We start from the raw sequence: 17,364 nt of genomic DNA on the forward strand, positions 1-17,364 counted from the left end.
GTGCGGCTACTTGTGCAAACGCGCGTCGGTTTCGCGTTCACGGATCGCGGCCAGCTTCTCCTGGTGAGCCGCGCGATCTTCGGCAACGCGCAGCTCGACGGCGCGCTCCAACTCATCCGCAGCGTTGCGCATCGCGCGGATGATGTTGGCGAAAAACGTTTGCGACCAGCTGTCAGTGGGCGCACAGGTCAGCGCCATACGCGTGATGCGCTCAATGTCGCGACAGGCACTGTGCACGAAGCGATGCAGCGGGATCGGCGGCTTCGGCTTGCGGCCGCCGGGGATGATGGTGAAACCCATGGGGTGGAGACCTCCGCTCTTGCGGGGTCGCGACAGCCATGGCATCATCATCGTGCAACCGAGACCGAGCCAAGACTGGGATGCAACCCCAGTTTTCGAAAAACCCCGCCGCACTATTGCGGTGGGGTTTTTTCATTCTGAGGCTGAGTCGGCCTAAAGCACACGAAAAGCGGCGGTTACATTTTAGCCCGCCGTGTTGCGTTTGAGCTCCGAGGTACCGGGTTCCATTTCCCTGGCAATCGCATCGAGGTTGGCGCTGGTAGGTCGATATTTTGGTTCGATCTCAAGCCAGTCAAACAACGCATCAAAGATCTTTTTGCGCGGACGTTGCTTGCGGCTAGTGATGATCTCGTGCTTCGCCATTAAGCGAAGGAAGGGTTCGACCACCAGTTTGCGCATGTCGCGCCTTTTGTACTCGGTGCTGTTGAGCTCGAGCCATTGGTCGATAGCCGACAGGTATGTCGTTAGCGTAGCTATCAGATTTTTTGGCGGGTAATCGGGATCGGTCATCCAGGTGTGCAGCATCTGTTCATCTGCGTCCGGATTGAGCTGGGATAAAATGATCTTCTCGATTTCGTTCGTCAGGAAATCGTTTCCGACCTCCTCTGAACGCGCCAACATTCTCTCGCCGGATGCTCGTAAACGGCTAACGGCATCCCGATCTGGCTGTTTGACCAGCGCGGTACGTAAGCGCGCACCTTGGTGCCTAATATACTCAAGATCCTGTGTCACTCCATATCGTTCATACGGATCACTCATGCCCAATGCGCTCAATAGTGCATCGAACAGCTGTTCACTGCGTTCCGCCTCACTTGGAACTGGACCTTCTTTGCTCATGCGGGCTTGCAATCTAAACGCTACTCGGCAGCACGAAAATGCACCGCCGGTTTTCGTTGGCAGCAATGGTGCATCAATTTATACGCAGAGCAAGCCGCCACTTCGCACTTTGTTTTTGAAACCTCCCGCTGACGCCTACATACTGGTACATATGGTTACCGGCCAGGAAGGGGGATGAAGTAAGCGCGGCACTGCCGGCAACACTTTGAGATTGTAATGATAGCCGCAAATCAACGCGAAGCCGAAATGGAGGACCTAGCACCGGCTAATTCTCGTCCTCGCCGCATGCTCAACGAAAGGCAGGTTTTGGAAATTATCCCGGTCGGCCGCACCACGCTGTACCGGATGGAGAAGTCGGGCCGCTTCCCCAAATCGACCTACATCAGTCCGAACCGGCGCGTCTGGTACGAGGACCAGATCGTGGCGTGGCAGAACGCGGTCGATGAATTCGACCCGCACCGGGCGCGGGGCAAGGGGCGGCGCCGGCGGGCCATTTAGGACGTGAACGCCAAGGTAGGCGACGATGCCAACCGTGCATCACATCATAGCCAGCTTAGAGGACATTAGCGAAATTGGCAGCTGCGAAGTGCCGCAGGCCGCGATGACCCAGCTGTTCGCAGATTTATCACAACGAATGAACGCGTGGGACAACAAGCTCCATCTCGCATAATGTGCAAAATGGCGGCGACCGTTCACACCGTCCCATATGACATGCTTGCCGAGCTCGGACACAGCTACAACCCACCCTACTCTGCCTACTAGCACTGCTGCATTGCTGGGGCGATGAATTGCTCGGTTACGCGGGACGCCAATGCTCATGGCGCCGAGCGCGGCGAAACCGCAAAAGAGTGAGATCGGGCGCGACCGGCTGCGCATCGAGCGGGAGGAAGCCGCGCTCGTCTGGCACGCACAGGCGCACGGCGATGCCGTTGAGCACCGGCCCGACGCAACTCCGCTCTCGGTGCTCGGCATCGAATTGCGGACCGTTGCAGGATGCAAGGGTCTCCGCACCGGAATGAGCTGGTGCGGCAAAACCGGAGGCTTCTGTCGCGGCGGCTTCCGGTGCTTGGGCGGTGCGTCAGCAAGCCGCCTAGGAGACGCGACCGGACCGATGTCCAGCAAGCTCAGGCCGCTACGGCTTACGCGCCCCAGCGAAACCACCAAAGCCTCGTTATCCGCTTCCAGAGCGGCAGAGATGCAGGGGCATCCTCGCCGTCGGCAGCGTCGTCCAATTCGGTAAGCCGCTCGACCAAGCCTTCCAGTCGTGTCGGTAGCGGCGCGGCATCGTCCGCGAGAACACCGCGAAGTTGGTCGCCAATCTCGTCGCAGATTGCTTGGCGGTGCTCTGGCTCGAGGTCGGGAGATGGGGTCGGAGGCCGGTCCACCATGTCTGCCCCGGGTTTCTGGATGTGCGCAACTCCCCAGCCGCCTTCAACGCGCGAGGTCATTCCTTAGCTCCGGATTCGGCCGTACTCCTTCCGGGGTAATCTCTGTTATCTAGCCGCCACGCTATTGATCTGATTGGTCCGACCGCCCTCAGGTTCCATGGTATGATTTCTTGATGCTCGCGTAGGCGCGGGAGGCTTAGAGGGTGTCGACCTATCTACATTTGCAAACCCACGGCATGGAGTCGAAAGAGGTTAGACGCATCACTGATGCTTACGCGCGGGCGCTCAACATCCTCTGCGTCCAGGATCGTGACGATCCGCTAACGGAAATGATCGCCCAGAAGATCATCAAGATCGCCCAAAGCGGCGTCCATGATCCGGCAGAAATTGCTGCACTGGCGATCAAGGAACTCGAAATGCGATAAAGGTATCTGGTGCCCATCACCAGGAAGAGCGCACCGGCTTTATCGCGGAACGCCGTTCCATGCACTTCGTTATTCCGTAACCTGGTAACCGCATTGGAGTGTGGCCGCCAGGGTTGACGCGGCAGAGGCATAGTCGGGCGGCCCCACTGTGAGAGGCTACGATGTTTGCCAGCAATTATAGCGACAATCTAAGCGCAGCCGTTTGCTATGCGCTTGAGACAACCCGAGCCACAGCAGTTTGCCCTTTCCACTCGGATGTGATCGTCCGCGTCGGTGATGATGCGGCCGAGAGCCACGCTTTTGAACGCGCCAAGAGGATTATCAAAAGTGATGGCACTCATTGGGACGGAGATGTTCTCCGTGAAGAGTTTAAGCGCCAACTCGGCCAAGCCGCAGATGGTCAATGTCCCCGGTGCGCGGGATCGATCGATCCAAGGGTCTAACGGCTAATGGCACGGGTAGAGCGAAAATCTCCCTCGGTCAGTGTCCCATCCCCATGCGTTGTGAAATTCTTCCGGAGCGCCCCCCAGCGGAACTAATTTTCAACGAAGGCGATTGTCTTGTCGTCAGCGAGGGAGGATCATCGCCATGAGGATCGAATATCTCTCTGCTCTTGTGATAGCCGTTCTCGCCGCTGGTTCTGGGCTGGCCGTCATTTCCGCCGGCTCGCGGCCTTCCGAAAAGCAGTCCACGCCGACCATGCAAGTGGAGAACCGACTAGCTGCGTCGGTCGAGCCGTTCTTGCGCTCTGGTGGCTAACACGCTGCGTTGCAGCCCGGCGCTAATTCGCGCCGATGAACTTTTGTTCGCGAAGGAGCGCTCGCTTGGAGCGCATAAACGGCGCTCAGCGTCCGTGGATTGAAAATATGCTTTGCGAACAAACTGTTAGCTACATCATAATCTTTATCAAACCGTCAAGCTTAAGCTTTGGGACCACCGCCTCGGGAGGCAACGATGACACCCGATTGGCTTACAGTCCCTGCGACGATCCTCAGTGTTTTTGTTCTGACCATTGTCGTTTTGGTTGCCGTTGGTGCATGGTAGGCGACAGGACGGGGCCGCGCTTGTGCTTGACGACATCGAGGACCAGCGAGAAGCGGTCCCTCGGCAGATGCGGCGCTTGGATTTGGCGAACAATGGTCGGTCTCATCGCGCGCGAACCAGACCACCTCTTTCGTTTGAAGGTTCGGCTCCGGCGCGTACTCCGCAAAGCTGTTGGGCCGGGACCAAGCAGCGGGTTCTCCGGCTTGAGCCAGCCGCGCATCATGCTCGTCTACTTGGCAGTATCGAAGATGCGTGGCCGCTCACGTTCGATGAGCTGAAGCCGCTCTACACTGATCTTTGGCTCGCCGCGCCAGTTAGGCGACTGCCGCTGGTCGATCTGCCTTCTCCAGCCCGCGCATCACGATCTTGAGCAAGTCGTCGGACAATGGCCTCTGTAAGCGCCTTTGCCTCGTCCCAGGCGCGCGCATCCAGACATCTCGCTCCTCGTCTGTGGTCAGGATTACCGCGATCCCTTTGGGATGATCAGCCTGAGACGAGGGATTGATGAACAGCCGTTCATGGAACGGCGCAGTTTTCAACTCGTTGGTCAGCGTGCTTATCTGAGGAGGAATGAAAATGAAGGTGATTATTGTTGCAGTTTCTGCGCTCGCCCTCATCGGGACTGCGCCCGTTGTGTTCGCGCAAGGTGTGTCGAGCAAAACGCCAGGGCACGAAATGCAAACCAAGGGCTCTAAGAAAGGTCAGCCAGGGGCGTCGGGATATGCTCCGGGGCATCAAATGCAAGCCATGGGCTCTAAGAAGGGTCATCCCGGTGCCTCAGGCTATGCTCCCGGTCAAACCACTGGAGCGAACACGAAGCGTAGCTACTAACGTCAACTGCAGGACCAGTAACAGGAGCCGCCGGTGTTGCAATCGGCGGCTTTCTGCTGCTCATGCTATTAAGATTGCACATCACGCGCGGAAGCTATCCAGAATAGTCGCAATCGCCAGGAGCGAGGCCGAAGCATTTGTTTACTTCTTGAGAATGCCAACGTCGGTGTTTCCCAAGTTCTTTATGGCCCGTTCAGCGGCGGGCGTATCCACCGCGTTGTCGTGGGAGGCTGGAGCCGGACTAACGGAGGAAGCATCCACGTCACCCGTCGCTGCGTGGCTGAGCGCATTGCCCACGTTGGGACGGGAGGAGCCCGCAGTACCGCTTACGGTATGCCCGGTCGATAGGGTGCCGCCCGCATAAACTGTGGAGCCGGTGGCCGCGCTTCCACTCGCCGCGGAGCCGCCACTGCTCGATCCACCCGCACTCTGGCCGAACGCGAGCGAAGCTCCGCCAACGAGTAAGATCAAGATAGCGGCGAAGTGGTTCACAGAGCGGTCCTCTACGTGAATAACCGCTCAATGAGTTGCACGTCCGAAGGTTCCATAGGCCTACCGCTCCCCCCGCCACCACGTTGATGGCGAATTGTCTGCCGAAATCCTCGTCGTCCGGAGCGCTACCAGCTGGCTCCGCTTGTACATGTAGCCCCGCACCTGAGAGCAATCCTTGCACCTCATGTACCGCCACGATGTCGAGCGCAACGGCCTAACTGGTATCGCAACCGAGACGCCGGACTTCGAGATAACCGTCGCCTGCATTGAGGGCATCGCCGAGCGTCGGCGATGGCTGCGCCGGACCCTTGAAGGCGAGCATGCGGGGTCCATGCCTCGCAGGCAAGCCGGTCGGCTTGCTTGCGTGCTTCCGCCGCCTGCTCCGTAGCCGCCTGACCGAGCCGCCGTAAATGGTCTCACGTGATTTGGTGCCCATGCCAGCAGGGAGGATCGCCGGACCGCGCGGGACGGGCAAGCCGCTACAGACTGCGGCGGACAACGTGCCGGGCACAAACGGAGGCCATGTAACGCCCCAGGGAGGCTCCAGAGCGCGCGGCCACGAGACCAGCACTTGATCGTTCGAGCATCGCGAACGCGCACCAGGAGCTCCTATTCGGTTTCTGGTCCTTTGGGACCGGCCCTCCGAAAGGCCTGTTCGCGGGCGAAACATTCGCCCAGCTCATGTGCTTTATCGCCGCTATCCCTTCCTAGGAAGTGCGGATGTGACATTCGAAGGGAGCGAGCGGGATTTGCGCCTGAGATCGAAACGGTGTCACCTCTTCCGCGAAGACAGTTAACGTCCTGGCCTGATTGAGGAGTGTTCCGATGCGCCTTCCAGTCCGTGCAATTCTCGTGAGCGGCGCACTCTGCGCCGCCACATCCGTGCAAGCGCAGACCTACGATCCCGCCTACCCGGTTTGCCTTCAAGTTTATACGGGCGGCTTCATGGATTACTATTTCGAGTGCGCCTACACCAATATGGCCCAGTGTCAGGCCTCCGCATCGGGCCGCGCGGCATCATGCGTGGTCAATCCGTACTATGCCGGGAAAGGCGGAAAGCCCGCAGTGCGTCACAAGCGAACGCATCATCAGTGACGACGTAATGCCGTCTGCTCCCGGTGAGCGCCGCCTGCCGCCATGTGACGCAGATCCAAACCCATGGCTGTGACGGATTTGCCCAAGATCGTGACGCGGGTCGATGACGATGCCGCGCTCGATGCGCGATGACGCGACGCGCCAGCGTGGACGGAGCACGATCGCGCTCCAAAGAGAAGGGAGCTGGACCGTCGAAAGTGCCCCCCTCCGCGCGGCCTTGCCGGGTTCCCCAAAGATCGCCCGCTTCGCGGGGTACGCGCGATCGCGCCATGTGAGGATTTGCATTTTTTGATTTCGCGCTTTCGTTTTTGTACCGGCTCGCACAGAAATGCCGTGCGCGGAATGGCTTACGCAAGCCGTGATCTTCACGGTTGGAACGCGGGGACCGACATAAGGTTTGCTTTTTTGCGCATCATCGCGCTGCGCTGACGGACGCGCGCTGCATTGGAGGCGCCGCATGAAAGTCATCGTTGATGAAACCGGCGAGGTCATCGCCATAGCAACAGATGATCATATTCTGCTCGGGGGCCACCATCGCCTGGCGGTGGCGGGCAGCATGGGCAAAAAATTGTTCTGGCGAGATACCGGCGAACCTGTGAAGCTTGATCTCTTCTTCAAGCACCATCCGCATGGAAATTCCCGCCGTTCAGCGTGAGCCGTTCGCCCTACTATCCTTTGAGTGGTCATCCGGCATATCAGCGCGTGCAGGATCGGTTCTGAGCCCGCATCCGATTTGGCGGTCTAGGGGAACCGCCAAAGGGCCACTAGACGCCGCAGAAGCTTCCAGACTGGCCGGGATGCAGACGCGTCCCCGCCGTTAGGAGCGATGGAGGGCGCGCCGCCCTCCAACTCGGCAAGCCGCTCGACCAAACCTTCCAGTCGCAACGGTAGCGGCTCGGCATCGTCCGCGAGGGCACCACGAAGCCGCTCGCCAATCTCCTTGCGGATCGCCCGGCATTGCTCTGGGTCAGGGGTGAAGTGGGTTGCAGGGACCTCGACCATGGCGGCCACCCTTGGCTTGGGCTTCGTTGCCCAGCAACTTCCGCGCTGCTGCGCTCACAACGCGCATCGGACCTGCTCAGGTCCGGCGAGACCACGATTTTTTATCATAGGTAAATCTGCGTGGGCGTTGCGACACAATCCGCGTCCGCACAATTCGGTAAAACAGACTGATCTTTCTTCTAGGAACCTACTCGGTTCGGTCCTATTGTCATTTGCATCACCGGCCGAGGCACTGCCCGTAGGCGTCGATGGCTGAGAGACCGATTGCGCTCCCGCCTGCACAAAGAGGGGATCGCATGCTGGCACACAGCGATATCAGCACTATCAGAGCTGGCTCTTTCGAGATGACGTAAATCTGCGCGCGTATGCGTGAGACAGTGGCAAACTCGCGGGAAATACTAAAGACGCCAGCGCCCGACACCTTCCTTGGTCGCCGGCATTACGCGATGCTTTCGCTGCCTGAGCGAGACGAGGATGATATGGCGGCCGTTGCCATCTTGCTCATTGCGAAGGTCGAGGAGCAGTGACATGGCTATTTACCGGCTACTACAAAACTCTGGCATGAGGCCGGAAGAGATTAGCTCGATCACCGCAGCTTACGAGCAAGCGCTCCATACCCTTTGCGTCAGGGATCGTGACGACCCGCTAACGGAAATGATCGCCAAGAAGATCATCAAGATCGCGCAAACCGATGTCCGTGACCCCGCAGAGATATCGGCTCTGGCGATCAAAGAACTAGAAATGCGGTAAGCGGATCGCCCGCAAGTAAGCCCTGCCGAAGGATCACCGCGTTTTTCGCTTGCGTGTTTGTTTGCGGCTGAGCCGTTTGGCGTTGGCCGCCACCTTCCTTCGATACTGCGCGACAATCTTGTCTCCGGATGCTCCAGCCATCAGGCTTTTACCGGCCTTCGCTGCCGCAAAGATTTTCTCATTCACCATGAGTTCGGCTTCACGTTGAGCGGCTTTGCCGCCGCGCATCAGCTTCGCCATCCGCAGGCCGATCACGCGGTTGCTTTCCAGCCCGAGCATCATCCAGTTCCACATGCTGCGATATTCCTAGCAAGGCGAATAACTGCGGATCACATCAACGACCACGGCGTGCGCGATGTCCAATCAAAGCCGCGTGGCTTGCTACGACGGGCAGCAACCTACATCAATCCGCTGGCGCCATGGCTAGTGCAAGGGTTCCTTCACCTTGATCCAGGGATACATCCGAATGGGCGATAGCCGGAAATCGCTTCGCGCTGAAGAATAAGACCGCCGCTGCTGGGGGCCAAACGGAGATGTCCGATGGGTGTGGCAGGTTGGCGCTTTGCGCATACGAAGAAACCCCTCCGCGTCCGGGCGGTCGTCATCTGCGTGCTGGAAGAGTTGCCGTTTGTCTGCCCGGTGGTGGTCGCAATCGGCTCCCTGATCATGATCGGCATCACGCTCTGCAAGGATTCGCCGCAGTGAGGGGATCTTACCGCCAAGTGCTTATGACAGCAGGTAGACATCGACCAGCAGATGGTTCTTGTATTCGGTCAGCGCCACGCTGCCGGGCGCGGCAGCTCCTCAGTGTGCGATACGGTACGAAATTTAGATGAGATTGCGAAAATGCTAATACGTTTAGGGCGGGCCGTCGCGCGGTCCCCGCGCATGCAGCAAACTCAGAAGGACCCGGACAACTTGCGGGCGGACCGCCATCCTTGGGCCTTCCGCCGCTCATGTCTGCTGGTGCAGTAAGAGCGGACTTCGATTTGGACCGCGTGGAAGTCCGAAAGTGACCCAGGTTGTGTAAAAACACGGCTCCGCATCACCTCCATGCAACGTAGGTCGACCATCGGCGTCGCTATTGATTCCGCTGCCGCGCCTCACGCTCGCATGGCTGCCAGCAATGGCTCGACGCCGAGGATATTCAGTACACGCGTGAGATTGTAGCTGAGTACGTTCAGCGCCATTTCGGTCGCGACATTGGGCAGCCGCTTCATCAGAAAGTGCGTCGCCCCCATCCGCATCTTCAGTGTGGCAAACGGATGCTCGACGGTTTCGCGGCGCACACGCATGGCTTGCGGGTTCCGATCGAGCCGCGTCTGTGCGGCTTCGACGACGTGTTCGTGTTCCCAGCGTCTGATGCGGCGCTCGTTGGATGTTGTGCACTGATCTTTGAACGGGCATGAGCGACACGCCTTCGTCAAGTAGATCCGCATTTTCTGGCCATCTTCGTCAGCGGTGAAGTGGTGTGCCAGCTTCTCGCCCGCCGGGCAGCGATAGACATCGTCCTTGGCCAAATAGACAAAATCAGGTTTCCCAAAGCGGCCTGCCGATTTGGCACCCGAGGTTTGCGGCTTTGGCAGCGTGACCGCGACGCCGGCCTGTTCGCAGGCCAGGATTTCCTCACCTTTAAAGTAACCCCGATCCGCAACGACGTCTAAAGTATCGCTGCGCAGCGCGGCTTTCGCCGCCTGCGCCATCGTCGCCAGTTGCGTTCTATCGGAACCGATGTTGGTAACGTCATGGGCGACAACCAGATGGTTCGTGGTTTCGACCGCACTTTGTACGTTGTAGGCGACCATGCCGGAGCCTCGCCCGCTCGTTGCCATCGAGCGGCAATCAGGATCGGTCAGCGATATTTGCCTGTCGGGTGAGGCGAGCAATGTCTCTTCAATCGCAGCCAGCCGCTTCACTTCTTCTTCAAGCTTCACCAGCTTTTCCCTGAGCCGCGTCTTGGTCAGAAGCACCGCTTCAGAAGGCGTTTCGCCTGCGGCAGTCTGGCGGTCGGCGGTATCGAGTTGGCTCATGTAGCGTGCCACGCTCTCTTCGATCTGCTTCTGGCGGCGCTGGATCTTGCCTTGCGTGAAGTTGTTGTCGCGACTGTTGACGGCTTTGAACTTGCTGCCGTCAATGGCAATGCTGGTGCTCGCCAACAGGCCGATCTTGCGGCACAACTCAACGAATTGCGCGCAAACCTTCTTGATCGCGGGACCGTTGTCCTTGCGGAAATCGGCGATGGTTTTGTGATCCGGCGCGAGCCGTCCGGTCAGCCACATCACCTCAAGATTGCGACCTGCCTCGCGCTCCAGCCGCCGGCTCGATTGGACCCGGTTGAGATAGCCGTAAATGTAGAGCTTGAGCATCGGGGAAGGATGGTATGCTGGCCGACCAGTCGCGGCAGGATCAACGCCATCGAACCCGAGGTCGCGGAGTTCCAACGCATCGACGAACACATCGACCGCACGAACAGGATTGTTCTCGCCGACCCAATCATCGAGGCATTCCGGCAGCAACGTCGTCTGGTGGCGATCGACCCCTTGAACGAAACCCCGCATCACTTCCCCCGCCGATTCAGCACGAGAATTATAGCATCGACAGGGTTTTCACACAGCCTGGACCCTTTTCGGAAGTCATCTGGTCGATGCGCGCGCAACTCCCATCACTTTTCTGGCGCAAAATTCTGGTTGGTCAGTGGAGACGCGATTGGACGCTGAATGCGTATAAACGGCTTGCTGGCTCCCGCGTGGCAGCTATTGCAGCCGCTGGTAAGCTCGTCGAAGGCGGCCGTAAATTTGGTGCTGCTCTTTGCTTTAACCGCCTTTTCAAGTTGCTCTATCCGTGGATCGATGATGGTCTTGATCATCTCAGCGACAGGGATGCCGTCAGATGTTGGAAAAAGCCTCGCGGCGTCCTCTAGGCCTTCCTTGATCTCGTCGATCTCATAAGCAGCGAGGTCCCAGTTATTTTGTTTGCCAGCAAACCATAGCTTGGCGTGGCGAAGCTGCGTAGCTGTCATGAATTCGCCAAGGCCCGGTTGGTAGGGCTCTTTTGCTGGCTGCGCGGTTGCGAACATTACCGAAGCAGCAAGCGCAATGGTGGCAGTGCCTATCCACTTCATCGTGGTCTCCCGAGATAAGAAAGCACATTCATCCTTGGCCACTGACGCTGCGAGCCCTCACTTTGATTGATGTGCGATGATGACCGCTTCTGACCGATTGTTGAAAAAGGGCGGCAATATTTCACTGTAATAGCTTGGTCGCGAGGAGGCCGAACTGCTCTATTGCCTCTATGCGAACCTCGCGGTGGGCATCGGGATGAGCTTGGCCAACTTTCGAAGGTTCTGAGCGGTGGCCGCGAGGATGAACTCGTCGCGCGCGCCGTTGGGGCCTCGTAAGCGCAAACGGTCGAGCTTGAGAATCCGCTTGAGGTGGGCGAACAACATCTCGATTTTCTTGCGGAGCCGGCGCGAGGTGCCTCCCTCCCACGATCTCGCGATCTGGCGCGCCATGTCGCGAGCGCCTTCGTAGATTGAGCGCGGCACCCTCCGTGAGGCCTGCTTGGGGCAACACCGAGCCTTCAATGCGCATCGATCACAATCGCGCTTGCTGGCGAGGTAGAGCATGGTGGCGCCGTCATTCACCAACGTCCCGGTCGTGGTAAGAACTTTGCCACCAGGGCAACGATAGATGTCGCCAGCATGGTCATAGGTGAAGTCGTCGCGCGAGAAGATCCCGTCTGTGCGTGCCGACTTGTCGAAGACTGTAACGTGCGGCTCGATGCCGTGCTCATAGACCAGCCAAGCGAGCATCTCGGCCGAGCCATAGCCGCTGTCACCGAGGAGCCGGCTCGGATAGAGATCAAACCGCTCCAGCGAGCGCTCGATCATGCGCTTAGCGGCCAACACCTCCGCCTGCCGGATTGCCGTCGTTGCCTCAACATCGACGATGATCGCGTTCTCGATGTCGATCAGGTAGTTCGTCGAATAGGCGAAAAACGCTTGGCCGCCGTGCGCCCCCGTCCAGCGCGCCGCTGGGTCGGAGGGCGATACGAACTTCGGGGTAACCTCGGTCGCAGCTCCGAAAGCAGCATCATCGAGGACAGCCAGATACTCATCGATTGCTCGGCCGGCAGCCTCCGGCGGAAGTCGCCTTCGATCCCCTTCTGCCGATTGGCATCGGCCTTGATGAGGCTCGCATCGACTGCAAATCCTTCACCACCGACCAGTCGTTCCTCGATGCAGCGGCGCAGCACGCTCTCGAACACACGACGGAAGAGGTCGCTCTGCCGGAAGCGGCCATGCCTGTTCTTGGAGAATGTCGAATGATCCGGCACCGCCCCATCCAGACCGAGCCGGCAGAACCACTGGTAGGCCAAGTTGAGGTGAACCTCATCGCACAGGCGCCGCTCCGATCGGATGCCGAAGCAGTAACCGATCAGGAGCATCCGGATCATCAACTCGGGATCAATCGAAGGTCGGCCGATGCTGCTGTAGAAAGGTGCCAGGTCCCGCCTGATCTCTTGCAGATCGACAAACCTGTCGACCGATCTCAAGAGGTGGTCGGAGGGAATATGCTTCTCAAGCGAGAACTCATAGAACAACGCAGCCTGCTCGACTTGCCGATGCCCCATCATGATCTTCAGTCCTGCCAATTAGACAGACTGAATCACTGCTATCCTTGAGTCGCAACTACCTCCTTTTTCAACAAAATCGACCCAACGCAGAAGTCCCGCGACGTTCTGCTTTCGCGCCGCTGTGGGGGGCATAGCGGGCGTCAAAAGGCGTCTTCGATTTATGAGTACACGCCCTAGGACATAGGACACCCGTGCCGGCAGATTAGGACACCCCGAAGTGAGTGCCTATTTCGAGCAATGTAATCCCCGGGTTCCCAGCGTTAAGCTAGTAGGCCTTCGGGCCTCAACCCTCCAGCCCCAGGGTCCGGAGCGCAGGCGGCCTCGCTATGTCAACGGTGGCGGGGCCGCTGCTCCTATGAGCCTGCCGCCCTGCAAAGCCACCCTTCGAGGTGACACGCCCATTGTGAGACACACAAGAGGCCGCCAACTGAGGCGGCCTACTCTGCAGATCTTGGACGGTTCGGACTTGCTCGGCGCGACGCGCTAGCTCATCGTAACTCTTCGCGACCTTGCGCAAGGTCTCTCTGGTCTCGCTATGCTCGGCGTTGTCCGCTTTGGTTCGGAACTCTTCCGCCCGATTGCGGAAGTACCTGGGTGTGTAATTTCGCTCGATACCCATGACAGCAACCCCCGATTGGTCCGGTCACGTCGATTAATGCACTAGTCCGAGGGTTCCGCCAGGAACGGCTCCTGCGTCTTGCGGCCCAGAAAGGTGTCGGGAGGCGGTAGCTTCAGGGCCTCAAGGCTCTTCCGATATGCCGTCAAGTAACGAGAATAGGCGAGCGTAAAGCCCGCGTGATCCTCTCGGAACAGCCGGATTTCCCGGGATCGCTCGTCGTCGGCCATGGCGTCCAGCCTAGAGCTAAACTCGAACTAGGACACTGGCGATTTCGAATTAGGACAGGAACGTTTGCGCGATTGCCAAGTTTTCCCGATGCCCTTCCCCAAGGGCAGACCCCGATAGGCCCCAGCTCAGTGCCCCCTGTGCGAGCTGGGGCCATTTTTTGGGGACAGGAGGCCTCAGCTCATCCATTGCCCAAGAGCTGAGGTCTTTTTGTTCGCGCCCGCGGGAGGTCTTTACGACGGCCATTGAAGGCGTCGCGGATGGCGTTCCGGTAGGGCAGGAAGCCCAATCGGTGCGGATTTCAGGGGCGCCAAGCGCGCGCTAGAGAAGGTCCTGCTCTACCCCCGAGCTTAGCGTCTTTATCCCAGCCGTTCACGATGCAAGATCAGCGGCGCGTTCCAAGGCGACGTTGCGGGCCAGTTGTTCACGCTTGAGCGCTTGGTATCGATCCATCTGACCGGCGACTCTCATCCAACTCTGGGCGAGTTCTTTCAGAAATCTGGCCTCGACCTCACTCTGCGCTGATTTAACCAAACGATGGCATTCGTTGGCTTGATCTTGGCAGTGCTTCGCGTTGTCCATTACTCAAACTCCTTCGGTCACGACCTCTATGGATCCAAGCAAAGGACCGTTGTTTTGGACAGCGGCCCCTCACGCTTGCCGGGTTCAATAATTCCGAAATGAAAGGTCTTCGCCAGCCCGGCATTGCCGATTTTTCCCGACATTTCCCGGCTCCGGCTATAACGAATGTGAATCGATGTCTTCAAGCTGCGATAGGGCAGCACCGACCACATCGGCCCCAGCCTGGAGGTTTTTCCGGATCGAAAAACGAGCTGGGACCGAGCGGTCTGCGGCTGTCTAGTTCGGCAAACGATAGCTTCATCCCAAAAGATCTTCCTGTTCAGATTCAAAAATGTGAATCTAGCGCAGAAAAAGAACCAGCCCGCAGGAGGAACGGGCTGGACCTTAGTTGTCAGCAACAAGTCGTGCGAGAGGGCACGACCGATCGTCGAACTAGCCGCAGGGGGCTCGTTCCTAACCAGCGACAAGGCCGCCCCTCATCGGCCCAGGGCCGCTCGACCTTTACGGCTGCTGCCCTTCTTGACCGTTCGCACATTAAATTTAGGACACTGTATCTTTTTGGACTGCGGAACTGAATCCCGAGCGGGAGGATGCCAACGGCGCGCCGCATTTAGTCTGGTGCGTCGGGCGGTCTCGGTGCGTCTCGGCTCTCCAGCCCCAGAGATGCCCGGGGCCGTTCGTGCTCCGCAAGTTCCCGATTCGCGTTCGGGACAAAGCCTGCCTATCTTGGACTCCGGTCAGTGGAGTTCTGCGTATGACCTCGCCGTCCATCATTCCAAACGATCGCCTCGACAAGGACTTTTACATCGTCCTGGAGGACTTCCGAGACGGGGCGGCGTTCCGCGAGACCGATGAGGGCATCGACCATTCCACGCTAATCAACAACCTGCTCACCGGCCAATATGACAGGGTGCTTCGCGTGGTCGCGTTCAACCCGGCCGAAGGCTGGTCGCGCGACGCGTCCGAAGACATCGCGCACGAGCTTGAGCGGCGGATCGCAGTGGAAGGTCGCGAGATCTCGGATGCCTTGAAGGATTTCATCGAGAGCCAGCTTGGCCGCTCGATCGGCGCGCAGCTGGCGCTTCCACTCCGGTCCTAAAAGCACCAGACACACCAACCAGACCGCGCCTCGCGCGCAGCCAAATCAATATCAGCAAGAGCATGACCGTTTCCGGACTCAGCGGTACGTGTGCGAGCCCGGCCGGCCTCGCCAGAAGCGGCAACATCCAGGCGCAAACCAGAGCCGTCTTCTCGTACGGCCTGAAGCCGCTCTCCAGGCCTTCTGCCGCCAACGCCGCGATCGGCAGGGATAACAGAACGAAGTCGTAATCGAGCACGAATGGCGTACCCAGCAGGATCGCCGCGCCGGTCGCCCCCACGCGCAGGCGCAGCGATGCCGGGCTGCGCCAGATCATCAAGAGCAATATAGCGGCCAACACCGTGACGAGGGCCTGGATCGCGTAAGCCAGTTGGACGTCTCCCCCCAGAAGTCGAACGGCTGCGAACGTGCTCTGCATCTTGAAGAAGCCCATCACGCCCTGCTCCAGCCAAAAACGCGAGACGGGAATGACCGATGCGAACTGGTGCCAAACATCGAAGCCAAAAATCACCATGGTCGAGATGATCAGAAGACAGCTTGAAAAGGCGGCGCCAAACGCCATTCGCCAGTCCGCCCGCGCGATGACGACGATGGCCAGCATGGGCGCAAGCTGTGGTTTGAAGCACAGCGTTCCAAGGACCATCCCCGCCGCGACGGGATATCGATCAGACATGAGCAGGCCGGTTCCGACGATGGCCGTCGACAGGAAAGCGTTCTGTCCGTGAATGGTGTTGATCAGCACCGCCGGAAAGCAAAGTATCGGGGCGAGCGCGTCGGATCGCCTGATCAATCTGTAGACGGTCGCAATGTAGGCCGCGCCGGTGATCGAAAGCCATGTGATCAGAGAGACGGCATAAGGCAGCATGCCGAGGGGAGCTATGATCAGCAGAGCCGGAGGCGGATAGAGCCAGGCGTAGTACTGAACATCAGGCCCAAAGACAGCCTGTTGAGCTGCGTAGTGCTTGGCCGGGTCGTATGCATCACCGGCATGTCCGGCCAGCACCAGGCCTGAGGTTGCCCAGAAACTCGAAAAATCCGTTCCGATCGGATGCCCTCGAAAGTCGAGACCATCGTGCCCCGTCAGCACGTAAGCTGCCCACAAGGCGGCGCTGATCATCACGAACATCCTTGGATAAAGATTGACGCGCCTGGCAGTGAGCCATGCGCCTTCGCTGATGATCGACAATGATGCCCCCTCCCCTGAAGAGGGAAGCATCGTAGCACTACAACCCAAGTATGCTCAACTCTGGCGCGAGATCAGCGAACCCGGCCATTCGCGCGGGCGCCAGGCTGCCGGTTCTTTTGACGAATTCCCAACGCTGAAAGGGTGGGCGCGCGATTCGCAAAATCGCCGGCGCGTGACTATCTCGTTGTCATGCCCAGCACATTCGAGTTTTGCCTGCCGACCGCGGCCAAGGCGGTCCCTGACGGACCCGACTGGTTCCACGAGATCAAGTATGACGGCTATCGCCTGCGCGTCGAGCGCACCGGCCGCAGCGTGCGTCTCATCACCAGGAACGGCCACAACTTGGAACGACCGCTATCCCTGGATCGTCCAGGCGCCGCTGCGCAACCGCGAGCAGCACCTCGTCATCGACGGCGAGGCCGTGGTACTCGGCGTCGACGGCGTTTCCGACTTCAACGCGCTGCACTCGCGCCGGCACGACGAGGAGGTGCAGCTCTATGCGTTCGATCTCCTCGCGCTCGGCGGCGAGGATCTCAGTCCCTTGCCGCTGGAGATGCGCAAGACCAACCTCGCCCGGCTCTTGCGCGGCCGGCCCGACGGCATGTTCGTGGCGCCATTCGAGAGCGGCGCGATCGGCCCGGATCTATTTCGCGCCGCCTGCGACCTCCGCCTCGAGGGCATCGTCTCCAAGCGCCGCGATCGCCGCTACATCGCCGGCCGCACCCGCGAATGGGTCAAGGTGAAGAACCGCACCCATCCCGCCATGAGCCGCGAGTTCTAGAGCGTGTACTCATAAAAGTCCGCTCACAAACGAACACCGGAAGTCTCGCAGCTTAACCGTGACTGGCGGCTTG

At 59.2% G+C, this 17,364-nt stretch carries 20 protein-coding genes and 2 pseudogenes; 9 read left to right on the forward strand and 13 right to left on the reverse strand.

Annotated features, from left to right (window positions below; genetic code table 11):
* Nucleotides 1-6 precede the first annotated feature (6 nt).
* Complete coding sequence (locus RAD15_RS19310; RefSeq protein ID WP_458179719.1) at nt 7-300, reverse strand: hypothetical protein; 294 nt, start codon at nt 298-300, stop codon at nt 7-9.
* A 183-nt stretch (nt 301-483) separates the two neighbouring features.
* The gene (locus RAD15_RS19315) at nt 484-1,137 is read right to left on the reverse strand and encodes a hypothetical protein (protein ID WP_458179720.1); all 654 of its coding nucleotides are present in this window, start codon (nt 1,135-1,137) and stop codon (nt 484-486) included.
* Between the two features lie 285 nt (nt 1,138-1,422).
* On the opposite strand from RAD15_RS19315, the gene RAD15_RS19320 reads away from it, so the two are divergent.
* Entirely contained in the window at nt 1,423-1,635 is a 213-nt protein-coding gene (locus RAD15_RS19320; RefSeq protein WP_458179930.1) for a helix-turn-helix transcriptional regulator, read from the forward strand.
* A 641-nt stretch (nt 1,636-2,276) separates the two neighbouring features.
* Here RAD15_RS19320 and RAD15_RS19325 read toward each other — a convergent pair.
* A complete protein-coding gene (locus RAD15_RS19325) occupies nt 2,277-2,585 on the reverse strand; it encodes a hypothetical protein (RefSeq protein ID WP_458179721.1) in 309 nt (102 codons plus the stop codon).
* A gap of 143 nt (nt 2,586-2,728) precedes the next feature.
* Between RAD15_RS19325 and RAD15_RS19330 the strand changes: the two genes are divergently transcribed.
* A complete protein-coding gene (locus tag RAD15_RS19330; protein ID WP_458179722.1) occupies nt 2,729-2,950 on the forward strand; it encodes a hypothetical protein in 222 nt (73 codons plus the stop codon).
* Between the two features lie 588 nt (nt 2,951-3,538).
* On the forward strand, nt 3,539-3,709 hold the full coding sequence (locus RAD15_RS19335; protein ID WP_458179723.1) for a hypothetical protein: 171 nt from the start codon (nt 3,539-3,541) through the stop codon (nt 3,707-3,709).
* 599 nt (nt 3,710-4,308) lie between these two features.
* Here the strand turns inward: RAD15_RS19335 and RAD15_RS19340 are convergent.
* Both RAD15_RS19340 and RAD15_RS19345 read right to left on the reverse strand, forming a co-directional pair.
* Nucleotides 4,309-4,611 (reverse strand): hypothetical protein, encoded by a 303-nt coding sequence (locus RAD15_RS19340; protein ID WP_458179724.1) that lies wholly within the window; start codon nt 4,609-4,611, stop codon nt 4,309-4,311.
* Between the two features lie 766 nt (nt 4,612-5,377).
* Nucleotides 5,378-5,753 (reverse strand): annotated as a pseudogene (locus tag RAD15_RS19345) (hypothetical protein).
* A gap of 389 nt (nt 5,754-6,142) precedes the next feature.
* Here RAD15_RS19345 and RAD15_RS19350 point away from each other — a divergent pair.
* From RAD15_RS19350 to RAD15_RS19360, 3 genes are all read left to right on the forward strand, one after another.
* A complete protein-coding gene (locus RAD15_RS19350; RefSeq protein ID WP_458179725.1) occupies nt 6,143-6,412 on the forward strand; it encodes a DUF3551 domain-containing protein in 270 nt (89 codons plus the stop codon).
* A 457-nt stretch (nt 6,413-6,869) separates the two neighbouring features.
* On the forward strand, nt 6,870-7,067 hold the full coding sequence (locus RAD15_RS19355) for a hypothetical protein (RefSeq protein WP_458179726.1): 198 nt from the start codon (nt 6,870-6,872) through the stop codon (nt 7,065-7,067).
* 875 nt (nt 7,068-7,942) lie between these two features.
* Nucleotides 7,943-8,164, forward strand: a complete 222-nt coding sequence (locus tag RAD15_RS19360; protein WP_458179727.1) for a hypothetical protein — start codon at nt 7,943-7,945, stop codon at nt 8,162-8,164.
* A 33-nt stretch (nt 8,165-8,197) separates the two neighbouring features.
* Here the strand turns inward: RAD15_RS19360 and RAD15_RS19365 are convergent, their stop codons facing one another.
* Nucleotides 8,198-8,458, reverse strand: coding sequence for a hypothetical protein (locus tag RAD15_RS19365; protein WP_458179728.1), 261 nt, complete (start codon nt 8,456-8,458; stop codon nt 8,198-8,200).
* Nucleotides 8,459-8,704: 246 nt separating this feature from the next.
* Here RAD15_RS19365 and RAD15_RS19370 point away from each other — a divergent pair, with 246 nt between their 5' ends.
* On the forward strand, nt 8,705-8,869 hold the full coding sequence (locus RAD15_RS19370; protein WP_458179729.1) for a hypothetical protein: 165 nt from the start codon (nt 8,705-8,707) through the stop codon (nt 8,867-8,869).
* A 398-nt stretch (nt 8,870-9,267) separates the two neighbouring features.
* Here the strand turns inward: RAD15_RS19370 and RAD15_RS19375 are convergent, their stop codons facing one another.
* From RAD15_RS19375 to RAD15_RS19400, 6 genes and pseudogenes are all read right to left on the reverse strand, one after another.
* Entirely contained in the window at nt 9,268-10,722 is a 1,455-nt protein-coding gene (locus RAD15_RS19375; protein WP_458179730.1) for an IS1182 family transposase, read from the reverse strand.
* A 104-nt stretch (nt 10,723-10,826) separates the two neighbouring features.
* Nucleotides 10,827-11,285 (reverse strand): hypothetical protein, encoded by a 459-nt coding sequence (locus tag RAD15_RS19380; protein ID WP_458179731.1) that lies wholly within the window; start codon nt 11,283-11,285, stop codon nt 10,827-10,829.
* 168 nt (nt 11,286-11,453) lie between these two features.
* Nucleotides 11,454-12,799, reverse strand: a pseudogene (locus RAD15_RS19385) (IS1182 family transposase).
* Nucleotides 12,800-13,459: 660 nt separating this feature from the next.
* Nucleotides 13,460-13,645: a hypothetical protein gene (locus RAD15_RS19390; RefSeq protein ID WP_458179732.1), complete on the reverse strand. Its 186-nt coding sequence runs from the start codon at nt 13,643-13,645 to the stop codon at nt 13,460-13,462.
* Between the two features lie 370 nt (nt 13,646-14,015).
* Nucleotides 14,016-14,225, reverse strand: a complete 210-nt coding sequence (locus RAD15_RS19395; protein ID WP_458179734.1) for a hypothetical protein — start codon at nt 14,223-14,225, stop codon at nt 14,016-14,018.
* 26 nt (nt 14,226-14,251) lie between these two features.
* Nucleotides 14,252-14,437, reverse strand: a complete 186-nt coding sequence (locus RAD15_RS19400; RefSeq protein ID WP_458179735.1) for a hypothetical protein — start codon at nt 14,435-14,437, stop codon at nt 14,252-14,254.
* Between the two features lie 467 nt (nt 14,438-14,904).
* On the opposite strand from RAD15_RS19400, the gene RAD15_RS19405 reads away from it, so the two are divergent.
* Nucleotides 14,905-15,324 (forward strand): hypothetical protein, encoded by a 420-nt coding sequence (locus RAD15_RS19405; RefSeq protein ID WP_458179736.1) that lies wholly within the window; start codon nt 14,905-14,907, stop codon nt 15,322-15,324.
* Here the strand turns inward: RAD15_RS19405 and RAD15_RS19410 are convergent.
* Nucleotides 15,263-16,510, reverse strand: coding sequence for a glycosyltransferase family 87 protein (locus RAD15_RS19410; protein ID WP_458179737.1), 1,248 nt, complete (start codon nt 16,508-16,510; stop codon nt 15,263-15,265). The genes RAD15_RS19405 and RAD15_RS19410 overlap by 62 nt on opposite strands.
* A gap of 271 nt (nt 16,511-16,781) precedes the next feature.
* Here RAD15_RS19410 and RAD15_RS19415 point away from each other — a divergent pair, with 271 nt between their 5' ends.
* Nucleotides 16,782-17,291 carry an ATP-dependent DNA ligase gene (locus RAD15_RS19415; RefSeq protein WP_458179738.1) on the forward strand — a complete coding sequence of 170 codons (510 nt, stop codon included), beginning with the start codon at nt 16,782-16,784 and terminating at the stop codon, nt 17,289-17,291.
* The last annotated feature ends 73 nt before the right edge of the window (nt 17,292-17,364 follow it).

It is taken from the genome of Bradyrhizobium sp. 14AA (assembly GCF_054185205.1).